Annotated in this window: 13 protein-coding genes and 1 pseudogene; 5 read left to right on the top strand and 9 right to left on the bottom strand. The window is 71.7% G+C overall.

Annotation, left to right across the window (positions count from 1 at the left end; genetic code table 11):
• Positions 1-101: 101 nt before the first annotated feature.
• From ACEXOX_RS02545 to ACEXOX_RS02515, 7 genes and pseudogenes are all read right to left on the bottom strand, one after another.
• Entirely contained in the window at positions 102-698 is a 597-nt protein-coding gene (locus ACEXOX_RS02545; RefSeq protein WP_406526201.1) for a cysteine hydrolase family protein, read from the bottom strand.
• A gap of 139 nt (positions 699-837) precedes the next feature.
• On the bottom strand, positions 838-1,830 hold the full coding sequence (locus ACEXOX_RS02540) for a GlxA family transcriptional regulator (protein WP_406518819.1): 993 nt from the start codon (positions 1,828-1,830) through the stop codon (positions 838-840).
• A gap of 48 nt (positions 1,831-1,878) precedes the next feature.
• Positions 1,879-2,592, bottom strand: coding sequence for a class I SAM-dependent methyltransferase (locus tag ACEXOX_RS02535; protein ID WP_406518818.1), 714 nt, complete (start codon positions 2,590-2,592; stop codon positions 1,879-1,881).
• A 123-nt stretch (positions 2,593-2,715) separates the two neighbouring features.
• Positions 2,716-2,970 carry a helix-turn-helix transcriptional regulator gene (locus tag ACEXOX_RS02530; RefSeq protein ID WP_406518816.1) on the bottom strand — a complete coding sequence of 85 codons (255 nt, stop codon included), beginning with the start codon at positions 2,968-2,970 and terminating at the stop codon, positions 2,716-2,718.
• 196 nt (positions 2,971-3,166) lie between these two features.
• Positions 3,167-3,361: pseudogene (locus ACEXOX_RS02525) on the bottom strand (AraC family ligand binding domain-containing protein); the annotation flags it as partial.
• Between the two features lie 84 nt (positions 3,362-3,445).
• The gene (locus tag ACEXOX_RS02520) at positions 3,446-4,045 is read right to left on the bottom strand and encodes a hypothetical protein (protein ID WP_406518814.1); all 600 of its coding nucleotides are present in this window, start codon (positions 4,043-4,045) and stop codon (positions 3,446-3,448) included.
• 162 nt (positions 4,046-4,207) lie between these two features.
• Positions 4,208-5,170, bottom strand: a complete 963-nt coding sequence (locus ACEXOX_RS02515; protein ID WP_406518812.1) for a GNAT family N-acetyltransferase — start codon at positions 5,168-5,170, stop codon at positions 4,208-4,210.
• 289 nt (positions 5,171-5,459) lie between these two features.
• On the opposite strand from ACEXOX_RS02515, the gene ACEXOX_RS02510 reads away from it, so the two are divergent.
• From ACEXOX_RS02510 to ACEXOX_RS02500, 3 genes are all read left to right on the top strand, one after another.
• Entirely contained in the window at positions 5,460-6,200 is a 741-nt protein-coding gene (locus ACEXOX_RS02510; RefSeq protein WP_406518810.1) for a phosphoribosyltransferase, read from the top strand.
• Positions 6,201-6,237: 37 nt separating this feature from the next.
• The gene (locus tag ACEXOX_RS02505) at positions 6,238-7,914 is read left to right on the top strand and encodes a glycoside hydrolase family 13 protein (protein ID WP_406518808.1); all 1,677 of its coding nucleotides are present in this window, start codon (positions 6,238-6,240) and stop codon (positions 7,912-7,914) included.
• 138 nt (positions 7,915-8,052) lie between these two features.
• On the top strand, positions 8,053-9,690 hold the full coding sequence (locus ACEXOX_RS02500; protein WP_406518806.1) for a carboxylesterase/lipase family protein: 1,638 nt from the start codon (positions 8,053-8,055) through the stop codon (positions 9,688-9,690).
• A 98-nt stretch (positions 9,691-9,788) separates the two neighbouring features.
• Here ACEXOX_RS02500 and ACEXOX_RS02495 read toward each other — a convergent pair whose 3' ends face one another.
• On the bottom strand, positions 9,789-12,179 hold the full coding sequence (locus ACEXOX_RS02495) for an ATP-binding cassette domain-containing protein (RefSeq protein ID WP_406526200.1): 2,391 nt from the start codon (positions 12,177-12,179) through the stop codon (positions 9,789-9,791).
• Positions 12,180-12,440: 261 nt separating this feature from the next.
• On the opposite strand from ACEXOX_RS02495, the gene ACEXOX_RS02490 reads away from it, so the two are divergent.
• A complete protein-coding gene (locus ACEXOX_RS02490) occupies positions 12,441-13,574 on the top strand; it encodes an amidase domain-containing protein (protein ID WP_406518805.1) in 1,134 nt (377 codons plus the stop codon).
• A gap of 202 nt (positions 13,575-13,776) precedes the next feature.
• Complete coding sequence (locus tag ACEXOX_RS02485; protein WP_406518803.1) at positions 13,777-15,045, top strand: hypothetical protein; 1,269 nt, start codon at positions 13,777-13,779, stop codon at positions 15,043-15,045.
• A gap of 109 nt (positions 15,046-15,154) precedes the next feature.
• On the opposite strand, the gene ACEXOX_RS02480 is transcribed toward ACEXOX_RS02485, so the two are convergent.
• Positions 15,155-17,200 (bottom strand): transglycosylase domain-containing protein, encoded by a 2,046-nt coding sequence (locus ACEXOX_RS02480; protein ID WP_406518802.1) that lies wholly within the window; start codon positions 17,198-17,200, stop codon positions 15,155-15,157.
• Between the last annotated feature and the right edge of the window lie 80 nt (positions 17,201-17,280).

The raw sequence follows: 17,280 nt of genomic DNA, 5'->3' as shown, positions 1-17,280 counted from the left end.
GTCCGAGGGTGGGGGGCGGGGGAGCGCGGTCATACGGTCCCCGATCACGGAACGGGGGTGGGGACCGTATGACCACGCGCTACCGAGGGGCAGGCAGGAGGTCAGGCCGGCAGGCCGTCCGCGGTGGGAACGACGAGCCCGAACAGGTCGGTGACCGTGGTCAGGGCGGCGGTCCGGAGGGCGGCGGCAGGCAGGACGGTGCCGTCCGGCGCGGCGAGGGCGCGGGTGGCGGTGGTGTCGGCGACGACGGTGGGCCGGTACCCCAGGTTGAAGGCGCCCTGCGCGGTGAAGGTGACGCACATGTGCGTCATGAAGCCGGCCAGCACGAGATCCTTGCCGCTGCCCGGCCCGAAGCCCAGCTCGCTCAGGGTCCGCTCCAACTCGGTGGCGTGGAAGGCGTTCGGGAACCGCTTGACCACGACCGGTTCCCCCGCGACGGGGGTGACCTGGTCGCTGATGGCGCCGATGTCGGCGCGGATGTCGTACGGAGTGCCCTCGCCGCCGTCGTTGACGATGTGGACGACCGGGGTGCCCGCGGCACGGGCGCGCTCCAGCAGGCGGGCGGCCGCCCCGAGGGCCTGGTCGGCGCCGTCGAGGGCCATGACGCCGGTGCGGTAGGTGTTCTGGAAGTCGATCATGAGCAGGGCGGACTCGCTCAGCCGCGGCGGGCGGCCGTCCAGACCGATCACGTCGCGCAGGGGGTGGCGGGGGAGTTGGCGTTCATCGGGAACCTTTCGTCATGAATCAGCAGAAAAGGGAAGGGAACGGCAGGGCAGGGGCTTCGGCCTCGCTGTGCCAGGGGAGAAAGACGGGTGGGTGTGCCGGTGGTGCGGCGGATCAGCCGGCCCGGGTACGGAAGCGGCGGCGGTAGGCCGCCGGGGTGGTGGCGAGCTGCCGCCTGAACGCCCGGTGCAAGGTCTCCGCCGAACCGAGTCCGGCAGCGGCCGCGACCTGGTCGAGCGGGCAGCTGGTGGTCTCCAGCAGGCGCCGGGCCAGTTCGACACGGGCCGCTTCGACGTAAGCGGCGGGACTGCTGCCCGTCTCCTGTTTGAAGACGCGGGCGAAGTGCCGTTCGCTCAGGCACATCCGGGCGGCCAGGGCCGGTGCGGACAGATCCGCGTCGAGGTGGTCGGAGATCCACAGCCGTAGCTCGTCGATGTCCCGGCGCTCGGCGGCGGGACGGCTGAGCGGTACGGAGAACTGGCTCTGGCCGCCCTGCCGTTTGAGGTACATCACGAGCTGCCGGGCGACCGCCAGGGCCGTCTGCTCGCCCAGGTCCTCGGCCACCAGGGCCAGCGCGAGATCCAGACAGGCGCTGATCCCGGCCCCGGTCCACAGCCGGCCGCAGTCGGAACGGACGAAGACCGGGTCCGGGTCGACCACGACGTCCGGGTGGTCGGCGGCGAGCTGGGCGGCGGTCGACCAGTGGGTGGTCGCCCTTTTCCCGCCCAGCAGCCCGGCCGCGGCCAGCAGATGCGCGCCCACACACACCGAGGCGACCCGCCGGGCGTACGGGGCGGTCTCCCGCACCCACGCCACGACAGCGGGATCGGTACGGGCCACCGGGCCGTCGTCGGTCATGTCGACCGCGCCCGGTACGACCAGGGTGTCCACCTGCTCGCCGACGTCCGCGAAGGCCACGTCGGCGAGCAGCCGCACACCCGCCGACGTACGGACCGTGCCGGCGGCCGGCCCGGCGAGGCGCACCTGGTAGCCGGCGCGGCCTCCGGTCTCCCGGTTGGCCAGCGCGAAGACCTCGGCCGGGCCGGTGACGTCGAGAAGATCGACATCGGGGAAGACCGCGATGACGACACGGTGCGCAGTGGGCATGAAGCGATCCTCACCGCTGCCGTCGGCGACCGCAATGACGATTACCTGTCACATCCGGACACGGCCGTGCGGACGGTCGCGCCATACGAGCGTGTACCGCCAGAACAGCCGACGGCGCAGGCGGGCGCCGGGCAGGATGCGGCGGGCCTCGCGGGCGACGGTGGCGAAGCCGGTGTCGGCGGGGCGGGTCAGGGCGGTCATCGCGACCGGCCGGGGTGCGGGCGACGTACGGCCGTGGTGCTTGAGCCAGCCGGTGGCGGCGTTGAGCGGGGAGGACACGGCGGCGAGCAGGTGGTCCACGGGCGTCTGCTGACGGGCCAGGCCGACGACGACCAGGGTGCCGCCGGGGGCCAGGTGGTCGCGCAAGACGGCGAGCGCGTCGGCGAGTGGCAGGTGGTGGAGGACGGCGACGCAGGTGATGACGTCGTAGGCGCCGCCCGGGATGCCGGTGAGCGCGTCGGCGACCGTGAAGGTCACGGTGGGCGCGTTCGGGTTCGTGTTCGGATTCGGGTTCGCGGGTGGAGCCAGCTCCCGCGCGCGGGCGACGATCGCCGGGTCGGGGTCGATGCCGTGCACTGTGGCGGCCCGGGTGGCCAGCAGCCTGGCCAGGTCACCGCTGCCGGAGCCGACGTCCAGAGCGCTGTCGAAGCGCCGGGGAAGCTGCCGCAGGATCCACGGGTGGAAGTAGGCGTTGTGGTCCCAGGGACGCGCGGCGTTGAACCGGTCGAGCGCCCGGAGGAGGCGGGGCAGCAGTGGCGTCATGCCGCCAGTTCATCAGACCGGTCCCGGTGGCAGGCCGGACGCCGCCAGGCCCCGGTCAGAGTCTGCTCACGCCCTGCTCAAGCCCGCCCGGGCGCGGTCGGGCGGCCCGTCACGCGCGGCACCTCAGGCTCGGCGAAAAGTGCCGGGCGTGATGCCGTACACACGCTGGAACCAGCGGCTGAAGTGCGCCCGGTCGGCGAAGCCGGTGGCCGAGGCCGCGTCAACCGGCGCGGCACCGGACCTGAGCAGCGTACGCGCGTGCCGCAGCCGTAACTGCCGCTGGTAGTCGCTCGGCGTAAGACCGAACTCGGCGCGGTACGCCCGGTAGAGGGCGAACCGGCTGCATCCGGCGGCCGCCGCCAGCTGCTCCGCGGTCATCGGCTCCAGGAAGGCCTCGTCCAGCACGTCCCGGGCCCGGTGGGCCGCTTGGCGGCGGGCGGCGGTCGGTCGGTGTCCGGGCCCGTACGGGCGGCGCCGTCCTGGACGCGCCGCGGCGGGCCGTGGCGGTGACGGCGGCGGTCAGCCGCTCGTGGCGGACGAGCGGACTGGCGGAGCCGACGAGCGCGGCGTGCAGCCGGGCGAGGGCGTCGGTGAGCGCGCGGTCGGTCGGTACGGGGTCGGGGAAGAGCGGCAGCGCGCCGGTGCGGCCCTCGATGGCGTCGCTGATCATGTCGCTGACCACGGACGGGCCGATGTGCATGATCCGGTACCGGTATCCCAGGTCGGTCGCGGACCAGCCGTCGTGCATCTCGTCCGGGTTGAAGGCCATCACCATGCCGGCGCCGTTGGTGTGGGTGCCGCCCCGGCAGTGGAAGCTCTGCGCGGCGGCGTCCCGGACCGGTGGGCCACCGCCTCAGGCTCGCGCGCGCAAGGAGGGCACGGCCGCAGGGCGGGAGACGCCGGTCCGCCACAGCGGGGAGCAGGACAGCAGAAGCAGTACGGCACCGAGCGGGATCAGGTCCTTGAAGGTGAAGGTGAGCAGGGAGGTGACGAGGACGAGGACCGGCGCCCACGGCGCGAGGGTACGCAGGGTGGCCAGCCGGCCGGTGAGCAGCAGCTGGCCCACGAAGAAGAGCAGCGGGCCGACGGTGTAGAAGGCGAGCTCGACGCCCGGTACGGACTGGAAGTCGCCCGTCAGCCTGGCCATCTCCGTATGGCTGTCCGCCATCAGTCCCGTCGTGATGTCGACGCTGAACTGCACCGCGAGCGCGACGGCTCCCGCGCCGCCGGTCCAGAATCCCGCCGACGACCACAGGTCGCTCCCCGCGGCCTTCCGCAGGGCGGCGAATCCCTGAGCGAAGAAGACGAGGCCGACCAGAAAGCACAGGTGCCCTGCCGTCCAGGCGAGCCCCGGCCCCCTGACACCGTCGAGCCCGTCGAGGAGACGGATCACACCGTAGGCGCCGAACAGAAGGGGGCCGAAGAGGAGGGAGCGCTGTGCTGTTGTCGTCATGCTTCAAGGGTCGTGACGGTCGGCCTGCCGTTCATCCGGGACATCCCTGGTAGTACCCCGAGGGCGGGCTGAGGGGTGGTCAGGGAGCCGAAGTCATTCTTCGCGGGGCGGGGCGGGGCGGGGCGGGGGCGACGGCATCCGTGTGGCCCCGCCCGTACCGGGTCAGCTCCAGGTCATCTTGATCTCCCGCTCGAAGTCGCGGTAACCGGCGCGCCGGAAGGCGTTCGCCATCGGGACGTTGCCGAGGTCGGTGGACGCGCGGACACGGGGGACGTGCTGCTCGGCGAGGACGCGGGTGCCCTCGGCGAGGACGGCGTCGATGTAGCCGTTGCCGCGGTGTGCGGGCAGGACCGCGATGTAGGCGTTGATCGGGTTGTAGGCGTTGCGGGCCGGGACGACGAAGCCCACCGGCTCGCCGCCGGGCAGGGTCGCGACGCGCCACCAGTCCCGGGGGCTCGGGTAGCGCGCCAACTCGTCCTCGTAGTGCCGGACGGCCGCTTCCCGTACGGACATCCGGGTCAGGTCGTCACGTCCGTGGGCGTCCAGCGTCCCGTCCAGGGCCGAGACCATCAGGGCGACAAGTTCCTCGGCGTCGTGGACCGGCCGGAAAGCGAGGCGCTTCCCGGGCTCGGGGAGCGGCGATTCCGGACGCCATTCCAGGCGCAGCCGTTCGACGAAGAGCCGGGCACCGGTCCGTTCCAGTACGGCCATACGGTCTTCGACGGCTTGCCTGGTCGCCGGGTCCTCGCGCCAGTGCGGCGGGACGAAACGGCTGTATTCGACGGGACTGCCATCGGCGGGGCGTGGCCCGCCCGGGAGGGTGGCGGCCATCGCGGTGCGCAGAAGCCGCACTCCGATGTCCACGTGGTCGCGTTCCGCGGCACCGTCCTCGATGTCGACGATGTCCAGGAGCTGCGGTGGGTCGCCGGCCGACCGGCACCACCAGGCCACCCTGGCCAGCAGGCGGTCGCCGCGCAGGGCGACCCACATCCATTCCGGACGCCGGCGGCCGGCGGCGAGGTCGTCCGCCAGTTCGTCGTCGAGGGCGTACGGCAGCCGGCGGAAGAGGGCGAGTTCGTCGCGCCCGGTGATCGGGCGCAGGGTCAGGTCGTTCGCATCATTCATATGCACGGTCGAGGCACGCTCCGGTGAAGGCGCTCGTCCGCTCCGGGGTCAGACGCGGTCCGTACTCCGGGAGGACACCAGCGCGACGATCATGGGGATCATGGGCTCACCCCGCCTTTCGGTGTCGTGTCCCCGCACCCTTCATGGCGAGGTACAGCGGTACTGTCTATCCGGCCGAAACCCTGCCCGCAAGCACTTTTGATCACCCTGGTGGCAGGCAGAGGCGGCTTGTCCCGGTCGCCGCGGTACGCCCCGAAGTCCCCTCGGCGCCCGAGGACAAGGAGCATGCATGCGCTTCACCGACCGCCGGCACGCGGGCCGGGCTCTCGCCCAGTGGCTGCGCGCGCCGACCGACACCGGAGCCGGTCCAACCGGCACATCAGACACGTCCGCCTCATCCATCTCATCCACCTCGTCCGGAGCACCCGACACCGCGACATGGCCGTACGGCGCGGCCGACCCGCTCGTCCTGGCCCTGCCGCGCGGCGGTGTGCCCGTTGCCGCCGCGGTCGCCCAGGAGTTCCGGGCGGACCTCGACGTGCTGGTGGCCCGCAAGATCGGCGTGCCCGGTTCGCCCGAGACCGGTATTGGCGCCATCGCCGCCGAGGAACAGCCCGTCTTCGACCACCGGGCCCTGCGGTTCCTGGGCCTGGCCGAGGACGCGCTCGCCCCCTCCGTCGCCCGCGAACGCGCCGAACTGCACCGGCGGGAGGACCTGTACCGCGAGGGCTGCCCCGAACCCCGCATCACCGGGCGGACCGTACTCCTCGTGGACGACGGCCTGGCGACCGGCCTGACCGCCCTCGCGGCCCTGCGGCACCTGCGCCGTCGGCAGCCCGCGCACCTGGCGCTCGCCGCACCGGTCGGTTCCCGCGACGCCGTCATGGAACTGTCCGGGGAGGCCGACCGTGTGCTCGTCCTGCACCAGCCGGACCACTTCCGTGCGGTCGGCGAGTGGTACGACGACTTCCGCCAGGTCGGTGACGACGAGGTGATCGCCGTGCTCCGCGCCGCGTCCTCCGCGGCGTGAGGGGAGCGGACCGTACCGCGAACCGAAAGGCAGCCACATGAGCGCACAGCACTCTGCCGGAGGCATGGGCCGCGACACCCGCGACTGGTGGCGGCAGGCCGTCGTCTACCAGGTCTACCCGCGCAGTTTCGCCGACTCCGACGGCGACGGCGTCGGCGATCTGCCCGGCGTCACCTCCCGGCTCGGCCACCTCGCCGACCTGGGGGTGGACGCCGTCTGGCTCAGCCCCTTCTACCCCTCCCCACTCGCCGACGGCGGCTACGACGTCGCCGACTACCGCGACGTCGACCCGCGCCTGGGCACCCTCGCCGACTTCGACACGATGGTCGGCGAGGCGCACCGGCTGGGTCTGAAGGTCATGGTCGACATCGTGCCCAACCACTCCTCGGATCAGCACCGTTGGTTCCAGGAGGCGCTCCGGTCCGCTCCCGGGTCCGCCGCGCGGGAACGGTACGTCTTCCGCGAGGGCACGGGCGAGCGCGGCGCGCTGCCGCCCACCGACTGGGTCTCCTGCTTCGGCGGACCCGCCTGGACCCGGCTGCCCGACGGCTGGTGGTACCTCCACCTCTTCGCCCCGCAGCAGCCCGACTTCAACTGGGACCACCCCGAGGTGCGCGCCGAGTTCCGTACGACGCTGCGCTTCTGGGCCGACCGCGGGGTGGACGGCTTCCGCGTCGACGTGGCCCACGGCCTGGCCAAGGACCTGGCCGCGCCGCTCCGCGACATCGGCAGCGTCGAGGCGTACGAACCGGACGACCTGCCCGAGGACGGCAGCCACCCCTTCTGGGACCGGGACGAGGTGCACAGGATCTTCCGTGACTGGCGCAAGGTCTTCAACGAGTACGACCCGCCGCGCATCGGGGTCGCCGAGGCCTGGGTGCGCAACTCCCGCCGCACCGCCTACGCCACCCCGCAAGAACTCGGCCAGGCCTTCAACTTCGACTTCCTCACGGCGTCCTTGCACGCCGGCGAGGTGCGCGCCTCCATCGACACCGCGCTCACCGACGCCCGCGCGGCCGGGGCCACCGCGACCTGGGTGCTCTCCAACCACGACGTGATCCGGCACGCCTCCCGGCACGGCCTGCCCGACGGCTGCGACGAGGAGGCGTGGCTGCTGTCCGACGGCCTGGCGCCCGCCCTCGACCGCGCATACGGGCTGCGCCGCGCCCTCGCCGCGACCCTCCTGATGCTGGCGCTGCCCGGCGCGGCCTACGTCTACCAGGGTGAGGAACTGGGCCTGCCCGAGGTGGCCGACCTCGACCGTGCCGTCCTCCAGGACCCGGTGTGGACCCGTAGTCAGGGCCGGTCGAAGGGCCGGGACGGCTGTCGGGTGCCGCTGCCCTGGCGGCGCGGCGGCAGCTCGTACGGCTTCGGTGGCGGCGGTGCCTGGTTGCCGCAGCCGTCGTACTGGGGCGAACTGTCCGTCGAGGCACAGGAAGGCGATCCCGCATCAACCCTGGAGCTGTACCGCGCCGCACTGCGCCTGCGCCGCGAACTGCTCGTCGACGAGGCCCTGGAGTGGGTCAGCGGGCCGGACGCGGCCGCCGAAGGGCTGTTGCACTTCCGCCGCTCGGGTGGCTGGCGCTGTCTGACGAACCTGTCCGACACCCCGCAGACGATGCCCGGCGGCACGCTGCTGCTGTCCTCCGCGCCTGTGCCGGGCGACGCGCTGCCGCCGTGGACCACGGCCTGGCTCCGTACGGCGTCGGACTGAGCGGCAGAAGGGCACCCCAGGCCCGGACGAGGGGTGCGTGGGGCGGCCGTGTCCGCCGGCCCGCCACCGCTGTTTCCTCCACGACCGGCGCATGCCGCGGCCGCGCGGCCCCGCGCCATTTCCGGGAGGAGACCGCTCATGAGGAGTCGCAGAGGACTGGGAAGGAAGGCCGGCGCCGCGGCGGTCGTGGCCCTGCTGTGCGCGGGAGCCGCGGCCCCGGCCGCACCGGTCGCCGTGCGGCCGGGGCCCGGTGCCGGACAGGACCACGTCACCGTATGGACCGACACCGGCCGGGTACGGGGCGTCCGCACCGCCCGGCACCGGCTCTTCCAGGGCATCCCGTACGCCGGGCCGCCGAAGGGCGCGTACCGCTGGGCCGCTCCCCGCCCGGTGGCGCCCTGGCGCGGGGTCCGGGACGCGACCCGGCCGGGGCCGCTGTGTCCGCAGGTCCCCTCCCCGTACGCGCAGGTGTCCAGCGAGGAGGAGGACTGCCTGGTTCTCAACGTCACCGCGCCCGCCCGTGTACGGGGGCGCGCTCCCGTACTGGTGTGGATTCACGGGGACGGCTCGGTCGGCGGCGGCAGTTTCTTCGACGCGCGTCGGCTCGCGGACCGCGACCTCGTGGTCGTCACGGTCAACTACCGGCTGGGGATCTTCGGCGGCTTCGCCCACCCGGGCCTCAAGGGGCCGGGGACCTTCGCCCTCCAGGACCAGCAGGCCGCGCTGCGCTGGGTACGGCGCAACGCGGGCGCATTCGGCGGGGACACGGGCAACGTGACGGTGGCGGGCTCCTCGTACGGAGCCTCGGCCATCACCGCGCACCTCACCTCGCCGGGCGCCCGGGGGCTGTTCCACCGGGCCGTCCTGGCCAGCGGTGAGGGCATGATGGACATGCCGGCCGGGACCATGGGGCCCGGAGTGCCGGGCTACCCGTGGTTCGTCTGGCGCCGAGGCCGGGAGATGGAGGACATCAGTGCGGAGATGACCTCCTCGCTCGGCTGCGCCGCGGACGATCCCGCACGGACCCTGCGGTGCCTACGGTCCCTGCCGGTCAAGAAGATCCTCGAAGTGCCGTTCATCATGAACGCCTTCCAGGCCTTCGCCTACGGTAACGAGACCCTGCCGGAACTGCCGCCGCGGGCCCTGCGCGCGGGCCGCTTCCCACACGTACCGGTGCTTTCCGGAGCGACCCGCGACGAACACCGGACGTTCGTGGGCATGCAGTACGACGCCGTGGGCAAGCCCTTCACGCAGGCGCATTACGGTCAGAGCCTCGCGACCGCGTTCGGCGGGAACGCGGAGCGGGTGCGCGCGCGGTACCCGCTCTCGCAGTTCCCTTCCCCGGCCATCGCCTGGTCGGCGGTCGTCACCGACCGGATGTGGGCCCGCGGCACGCACGCGCAGCACACCGCGCTCGCACGCCGAGTCCCGCTGTACGCCTACGAATTCGCCGACCGTGACGCCCCCATGTACCTGCCCCTGCCGGGCCGGTTCGACTTCGGCGCCTATCACGCGGGCGACACGCCCTACCTGTTCGAGGAGGCGGCGGCGCAGCGGCGCTTCACGGCGGCGCAGCGGTGGCTCTCGGCCACCATGACGGACCAGTGGGCCGCCTTCGCCCGCACCGGCACGCCCAACGGGCCCCGCCTGCCGGTCTGGCGCCCCTACCGGAACGCCGACGCGCGTCCGTACACCCAGTCCCTGGCGCCGGACCGGATCGCGCCGGTCGATTACGCCGAGGAGCACGCGCTGGAGTTCTGGCACCGGCTGCCCTGAGGTGACGTCACCGAACCCCCGGGTACGCGGGGGAGCGGCGCGGCGGACGGAGAGGTGCACGTTCCGCCCGACGCGCCGCCGAGATGCGAACTACCGGGTCAGGCGCCGACGTAGGAAGCCAAGTGCTCGCCGGTGAGGGTGGGACGGGTGGCGACGAGCTCGGCCGGGGTGCCCTCGAAGACGATCCGGCCGCCGTCGTGGCCGGCGCCCGGGCCCAGGTCGACGATCCAGTCGGCGTGCGCCATGACCGCCTGGTGGTGCTCGACGACGATCACCGACTTGCCGGAGTCGACCAGCCGGTCGAGCAGGCCGAGCAGTTGCTCGACATCGGCGAGGTGCAGCCCGGCGGTCGGCTCGTCCAGGACGTACACGCCGCCCTTCTCGCCCATGTGCGTGGCGAGCTTGAGCCGCTGTCGTTCGCCACCGGACAGGGTGGTCAGCGGCTGGCCGAGGCTGAGGTATCCGAGCCCGACGTCCGCGAGCCGGGCCAGGACGCGCTGGGCCGCCGGAGTCCGCCCCTCACCCGCGCCGAAGAACTCCGCGGCCTCGGTCACCGGCATCGCCAGCACCTCGCTGATGTCGCGGCCGCCGAGGTGGTACTCCAGCACCGACGGCCGGTAGCGCTTGCCCTCGCACTCCTCGCAGGTGGAGGCGGTGCCGGCCATCATCGCCAGGTCGGTGTAGACGACCCCGGCGCCGTCGCAGTGCGGGCAGGCGCCCTCGGAGTTGGCGCTGAACAGCGCCGGCTTCACGCCGTTGGCCTTCGCGAACGCCTTGCGGACCGGGTCGAGCAGCCCGGTGTACGTCGCCGGGTTGCTCCGCCGCGAACCGCGGATCGGCGCCTGGTCGACCGCCACCACCCCCGCGCCCGCCGGGACCGAGCCGTGCACGAGCGAACTCTTGCCGGAGCCCGCCACGCCGGTCACCACGCACAGCACCCCGAGCGGCAGGTCCACGTCGACGTTCCGCAGGTTGTGCCGCGTGGTGCCGCGGATCTCCAGCGCGCCGGTGGGCTTGCGCACCGTCTCCTTGAGGGCGGCCCGGTCGTCGAAGTGACGGCCGGTGACGGTGTCCGCGGCGCGCAGTCCCTCGACGGTGCCCTCGAAGCAGACCGTGCCGCCCGCCGTACCGGCGCCGGGGCCCAGCTCGACGACGTGGTCGGCGATCGCGATCGTCTCCGGCTTGTGCTCCACGACGAGCACCGTGTTGCCCTTGTTCCGCAGCCGCAGCAGCAGGTTGTTCATCCGCTGGATGTCGTGCGGGTGCAGGCCAGTGGTGGGCTCGTCGAAGACGTACGTGGTGTCGGTGAGCGACGAGCCGAGGTGGCGGATCATCTTGACGCGCTGGGCCTCGCCGCCCGACAGGGTGCCCGCCGGCCGGTCCAGCGAGAGGTAGCCGAGACCGATCTCCACGAACGAGTCGAGGGTGTGCCGGAGCGTGGTGAGCAGCGGTGCCACCGAGGGCTCGGCGAGACCGCTCACCCAGGCGGCCAGGTCGCTGATCTGCATCGCGCAGGCGTCGGCGATGCTGGTCCCGGCGATCCGCGACGACCGGGCCGCCTCGCTCAGCCGGGTGCCGGCGCACTCGGGGCAGGTCTGGAAGGTGACCGCCCGGTCCACGAACTCCCTGATGTGCGGCTGCATCGCCTCCCGGTCCTTGGACAGGAACGACTTCTGGATCTTGGGGAGCAGCCCCTCGTAGGTGAGGTTCACGCCCTCGACCTTGACCTTGGTCGGCTCCCGGTGGAGGAAGTCCCGCATCTCCTTCTCCGTGAAGTCGCGGATCGGCTTGTGCGGGTCGAGCAGACCCGATTCGGCGTAGACCCGCACGGTCCAGAAACTGTCCGACTTCCAGCCGGGGATGGTGAACGCGCCCTCGGCGAGCGACTTCGTGTCGTCGTAGAGCTGGGTGAGGTCGATGTCGGAGACCGTGCCCCGGCCCTCGCAGCGCGGGCACATGCCACCGGTCCGGCTGAAGGTGGCCTTCACCGCCTTCTTGCTGCCGCGCTCGACGGTGATCGCGCCACTGGCCCGGACCGAGGGGACGTTGAAGGCGAACGCGCCGGGCGAGCCGATGTGCGGCAGCCCGAGCCGGCTGAAGAGGATGCGCAGCATCGCGTTGGCGTCGGTGACGGTGCCGACGGTGGAGCGCGGGTCGGCGCCCAGCCGCTGCTGGTCGACGATGATCGCGGTGGTCAGCCCCTCCAGCACGTCCACCTCGGGCCGGGACTGCGTCGGCATGAAGCCCTGGACGAAGGCGCTGTACGTCTCGTTGATCATCCGCTGCGACTCGGCGGCGATGGTGTGGAAGACCAGGGAACTCTTGCCCGAGCCGGAGACCCCCGTGAACACCGTCAGCCGGCGCTTCGGGATCTCGATGCTGACGTCCTTGAGGTTGTTCTCGCGCGCGCCGTGCACGCGGATCAGGTCGTGGCTGTCGGCGACGTGCGGCGCAGGCGGCTGCGGTTCCGGTCGTACGGCCTTGCTCATCGGGTCTCCCTCGTTCACGGACTCCGCCTGCGCGGTCTCTCCGGCACGGACGGTGCCGTCCATGGCCATGACGCTAGCCGCGGACGGGGGCCGGCGCTTCTCGATTCGTGATCGATGCGGCCGGCCGTGCCGGACCTGGCGGGCGGTGGACGCGGCGGGCGGTGGACGCGGGCTTCTTCGGACCAGTGATCCACTGATGGGCATTTTGTGCAAAGATTCCCTGCCCGGCCCGGGTGGGCCGGGGTGACAAGGGGAAAATTCGTGACATCAACGATCCTCAGAACCGCCGTCGGCACGGTGCTCACCGTGGCCGCGGTGGCCGTGTGCCTGCCCGCCTCGTCCGCCGCCGCCGCGCCGCGGAGCGCCGCCGCGGACCAGGCGACGACGCAGACCTTCAGCCGCACCGCCGACGCCGTACTGACACAGCGGACGGCGGCGCTGCTCGACAACCGCTCGGGCCGAATAGCCGAGCTGCCCCGCAAGCAGGTGCGCCTGTCGGCGCGCCTGGCGCGGACCGAGGACGCCGGGGTGTCCTCGCTGCGGGCCCGCAAGAAGCGGCTCGCCGACCTGGGGGAGGCGTACACCGCCGCCGACACCCGCGTCACCGTGGACAGCACCCGGCTCACCGGCCGGCACGCCACGGTGGAGGTCACCGAGAGCACCACGCTCACGTACAAGAAGATCCGCGGTGACGAGCCGGCCACCACCGGCTTCAAGGCCCGCCACGAGATGGACTTCACCGCGGCCCCGGGCGGTACCTGGGAGCTGACCGGGATCAGGTCCCGGGACGAGGGCCCCGGCGCGATCAACGCCCCCACGCTGCGGACGGCGGCGGTTGCGGACGACGGCGACACCATGCCCAACGCGCCCCGTGCCAGTATCTCGCGGCCCGCGCGCCCGGCTCCCCGCAAGCAGCTGACCGGCGGTCTCGACTACGCCGCGATGGCCGCGTACTCGGAGAAGTACTGGCGGAACTACAACCCCGAGTACCGCAAGTTCAACGCGGCCGGCGGCGACTGCACGAACTTCCTCAGCCAGGCGCTGAAGACGGGCGGCTGGAAGACGGAGGGCGGCTCGGCCTCGGACTACCGCAAGTGGTGGTACGACGCGAGCCACCAGTCCGACAGCTGGGTGGGGGCCAACGAGTGGTCCTGGTACGCGCTGAACTCCAAGCGCGTGACCAGCCTGGCGAACGTCTACCAGATGGACGTCGGCGACGTCATGCAGATGGACTTCGACGGGGACGGGTCCAAGGACCACTCCATGATGACGACGTACCGCAGCAGTTACGGCGTGCCGTACCTGACGTACCACTCGACCAACACCTACCGGAAGTCGGTGGCGAGCATCATCGCGTCCTACCCGGACTCGGTCTACTACGCCTACCGCACCTGACGGCAGGGGCCGGGCGGCCCGTCGTGCCGCCCGGCTGCCGCCCGCACGGCGGACCGTGGGCCCGGCGGACCGGCCGGGTCCACGGTGTGACGCAATACGGTCCCGGTGTGACGCAATACGGGGCGCACGGGGCTGATGGGCGGCATGACTCCTCTGTGATACTTGGGCCAGAACACGTGTTTTGGTGCCAGGGGGTAGGGAAATGTCGAAGAAGAGCGTGCTCGGCGCGCCGGCGCTGGTCACCGTGGCGGCGCTCGCCCTCGGCCTGACGGCCTGCGGCTCCGACGACCAGGGTGGGGACACGAAGGCGGCGCCGTCGCAGGACGCCGCCCAGCCGAGGCCGGCCCCACCGGAGGGCAAGGGCAAGGAGACACCGAAGCCGAAGCCCGAGGAGAAGTGGGACGGCAAGGTCAAGGTGCTCGGCGACGGCTCGACGTCGTACACCGGGCCCCAGCCCCACCAGCCCAAGCCCATGAAGCTCAAGCCCGGCGAGAAGCCGCCGCAGTTCGTGGTGTTCTCCTGGGACGGCGCGCTGGAGGGCGACGACCATCTCTTCTCGCATTTCCGGGAGGTGGCCAAGGAGAACAACGCCAAGATGACGTTCTTCCTCACCGGCACGTATCTCCTGCCGAAAGCGAAGGCGACGATGTACAAGCCGCCGCAGCACAAGCCGGGCGCTTCGGCGATTTCGTACGCGACCAACGAGCACATCAAGGACACCCTGCGCCAGGTCCGCGGCGCATGGCTGGACGGCAACGAGATCGGCACCCACTTCAACGGCCATTTCTGCGGGGCCAAGGGCGGCGGCGACTGGAGCGTCGCGGAGTGGAAGAGCGAGATCGACCAGGCGTACTCCTTCGTCCAGAACTGGAAGACGAACACCGGCTACACGAGCCTGCCCCCGCTGCCCTTCGACTACAAGAAGGAGCTGGTGGGCGGGCGCGCGCCGTGCCTGGAGGGCCAGGAGAACCTGCTCACCGCGGCTAAGGAATACAGCTGGCGCTATGACGCCAGCTCGCCCGGCGACTTCCAGATATGGCCGTCGAAGAAGAACGGCATTTGGAACTTCCCGTTGCAGCTGCTGCCCTATCCGCAGAGCGAGAAGCAGGTCCTGTCCATGGACTTCAACTTCCTCTACAACCAGTCCGGTGACAACACCAAGGGCGACCCGGCGAAGTACGCGCAGTGGCGGAAGCTGACCCGGGACGGTTACCTCAACGGATTCAACCGCGTCTACCACGGGAGCCGGGCACCGCTGTTCATCGGCAACCACTTCGAGGACTGGAACGGCGGCATCTACATGAAAGCCATCGAAGACCTCGTGAAGTCGGTCTGCAAACGGGACGGGGTGCGCTGCGTCACCTTCAAGCAGGTGGCCGACTGGCTGGACGCCCAGGACCCGGCGGTCCTGGAGCGGATGCGCGGACTCGACCCGGCGCAGATCACGGACTGGGCGTCGGTGGTGAAGTAGCCCGGTCACGGCTACCGGCCACGGCCACCGGTACGCCAGAAGTCACGAAAGCCCCTGGCCCGCGCACCCCGAAGGGATCGCGGGCCGGGGGCTTTCCCGGTGCGCGCCCCTACCGGACGGCGGTCATGTAGCGCGTCCAGATGTCGATCGGGTACGGGCTGCCGACCGCGCCCTTCGCCCGGCCGCCGATGCCGTCCAGTGGCAGCAGCTCCTGGCTCTTGGGGTCGATGCGCGCGAGCGAGACGGCGGTCGACACGGTGCCGCGGTAGCCGACGAACCACGCCGACTTGTTGTCCTGTTCGGTGCCGGTCTTGCCGGCCGCTCCCGGGCCCGCCGCCTTCGCCGCGGTGGCCGAGCCCCGGCTGACGGCCTCGCGCAGCGCGTCGTCCACGGCGCCCGCCACGTTCTGCGGCAGCACCTGCGCGGCGGCCGGCTTCTCGACCGGCACGTCACTGCCGTTGCGCATGAGCTTGCCGACCGAGTACGGCTCGCTGTGCTTGCCCTGCCCCGCGAACGTGGCGTACGCGTCGGCCATACGGATCGCGCTGGGCGTGGCGGTGCCCAGGGCGAAGGACGGCAGCTTCTCGCCGAGGCTGCTCTCCAACAGCCCGGTCTGCACCCCCACCTTGCCGACCCGCTCCAGGCCCACGTCCATGCCCAGTTGCATGATGCTGCTGTTGACGGACTGCGCGACCGCGCTCTTGAGGGGGATCCGGCCCCAGGACCTGCCGCCGTCGTTCTCCGCCTTGGCGATCTTTCCCGCGCGGTCCCAGTACGGGCCCTCCGGCGTCCGCAGCGTGATCTTGTTGTCGCCGTCGTAGACCGTGGCCGGTGTGATCGGGGTACGGGGCTTGCCGCGCTCGCGCTCGACGCCGTCACGCAGTGCCGCCGCGTAGACGAACGGCGTGAAGGCGCTGCCCGCCGGCACCACCGAGGAGTTGGCGTCGTTGAAACCCTGCTCGAGGTAGTCGGGACCGCCGTACAGGGCCACGATCCGCCCGTCCGTGGTCACCGAGGCCGCGCCGATGCGGGCGTGGCGGTCGGCGGTACGTCGGCCCGGGTCGAGCTTGGTCCGTACGGACTCGACGGCCTTGGTCAGCGCGGTCATGCGGGGCGCTTCGAAGGTGGTGTGGATCTGGTAGCCGCCGAGGGCGAACTCCTTCTCGGAGATGTCGGTGTGCGCGCCGACATAGGCCCGGGCGGTCTCCACGAGGTAGCCGTTCTGGCCGGTCAGGCCGGCGGGCTTGGGCGGGGCCTGCGGCTCGGGGAAGCGGGTGTAACGGCTTCGCTCCTCCGGGGAGAGCTTGCCGATGGCCACCATTCGGTCCAGCACCCAGTTCCAGCGCTCCACGGCGCGCTCGCGGGGCTCGGCGCCGAGCGCCGGGTCGTAGAGCGCGGCGCCCTTGAGGAGGCAGGCGAGGAACGCGCCCTCGCTGGCGTTCAGCTGGGCGGCGTCCTTGCCGTAGTAGGCGTGCGCGGCGCGCTGGATGCCATAGGTGCCGCGCCCGAACCAGCTCGTGTTCAGATACCGCTCAAGGATCTCGTCCTTGGTCATCTTGTTGTCGAGCTTGATCGCGATGAACATCTCGCTGAGCTTGCGGGTGAAGGTCTGGTCCTGGTTGAGGTACGCGTTCTTCACGTACTGCTGGGTGATGGTGGAGCCGCCCTGGGTGTCGCCGCCGGTCACCATCCTGGTGGCGGCCCGGAGGATGCCGGTGGGCGAGATGCCGCTGTCGGAGTAGAACGTCTCGTTCTCGGCGGCGAGCGCGGCCCAGCGGACGTGTTCGGGGACGGCGTCGAGCGGGGTGTCCTGCCGGTTGATGTCGCCGGTACGGGCCATCTCGGTACCGTCGGCCCAGTAGTAGACGTTGTCCTGCTGGGTGGCGAAGGCGTTGAGGTCGGCGGGTATCTCGGTGCGCGCGTACATGATCGCCACAAGGATGGACAGTACGCCGAAGCAGGAGCCCGCCAGTCCCAGCGTCTGGCGCCAGGACGGCACCCAGCGCCGGAAGCCGGTGCGTCCCGGGCGTGGGTAGGCCGGGCGGCGGAGCCGGAGTCTGCGGCGGTTGGCGGCCCACCACCGGTTGAGGACGGACCATCGGCCGCCCGCGGCGGCGGTGGCCCGGGCGTGTGCCCCTTTTCGACGTTCGATCACCGCTCGACCCTATGGGATTACTCCCCGTACGAATGTTCTGCTCTGCCACGAAAACGTTACGTTTCCCTGGCGCGGGGGCG

The organism is Streptomyces sp. Ac-502 (genome assembly GCF_045222935.1).
Lineage (GTDB): Bacteria > Actinomycetota > Actinomycetes > Streptomycetales > Streptomycetaceae > Streptomyces > Streptomyces monomycini.
The sequence above is the reverse complement of the archived record's forward strand: the minus strand, read 5'-3'. Positions and strand labels throughout refer to the sequence as shown.

Excerpts from the sequence above, each read along its gene's own strand:
- ACEXOX_RS02540 (WP_406518819.1), bottom strand. The coding sequence starts at position 1,830 with ATGCCCACTGCGCACCGTGTCGTCATCGCGGTCTTCCCCGATGTCGAT.
- ACEXOX_RS02535 (WP_406518818.1), bottom strand. The coding sequence starts at position 2,592 with ATGACGCCACTGCTGCCCCGCCTCCTCCGGGCGCTCGACCGGTTCAAC.
- ACEXOX_RS02530 (WP_406518816.1), bottom strand. The coding sequence starts at position 2,970 with ATGACCGCGGAGCAGCTGGCGGCGGCCGCCGGATGCAGCCGGTTCGCC.
- ACEXOX_RS02520 (WP_406518814.1), bottom strand. The coding sequence starts at position 4,045 with ATGACGACAACAGCACAGCGCTCCCTCCTCTTCGGCCCCCTTCTGTTC.
- ACEXOX_RS02515 (WP_406518812.1), bottom strand. The coding sequence starts at position 5,170 with ATGAATGATGCGAACGACCTGACCCTGCGCCCGATCACCGGGCGCGAC.
- ACEXOX_RS02510 (WP_406518810.1), top strand. The coding sequence starts at position 5,460 with ATGCGCTTCACCGACCGCCGGCACGCGGGCCGGGCTCTCGCCCAGTGG.
- ACEXOX_RS02505 (WP_406518808.1), top strand. The coding sequence starts at position 6,238 with ATGAGCGCACAGCACTCTGCCGGAGGCATGGGCCGCGACACCCGCGAC.
- ACEXOX_RS02500 (WP_406518806.1), top strand. The coding sequence starts at position 8,053 with ATGAGGAGTCGCAGAGGACTGGGAAGGAAGGCCGGCGCCGCGGCGGTC.
- ACEXOX_RS02495 (WP_406526200.1), bottom strand. The coding sequence starts at position 12,179 with ATGAGCAAGGCCGTACGACCGGAACCGCAGCCGCCTGCGCCGCACGTC.
- ACEXOX_RS02485 (WP_406518803.1), top strand. The coding sequence starts at position 13,777 with ATGTCGAAGAAGAGCGTGCTCGGCGCGCCGGCGCTGGTCACCGTGGCG.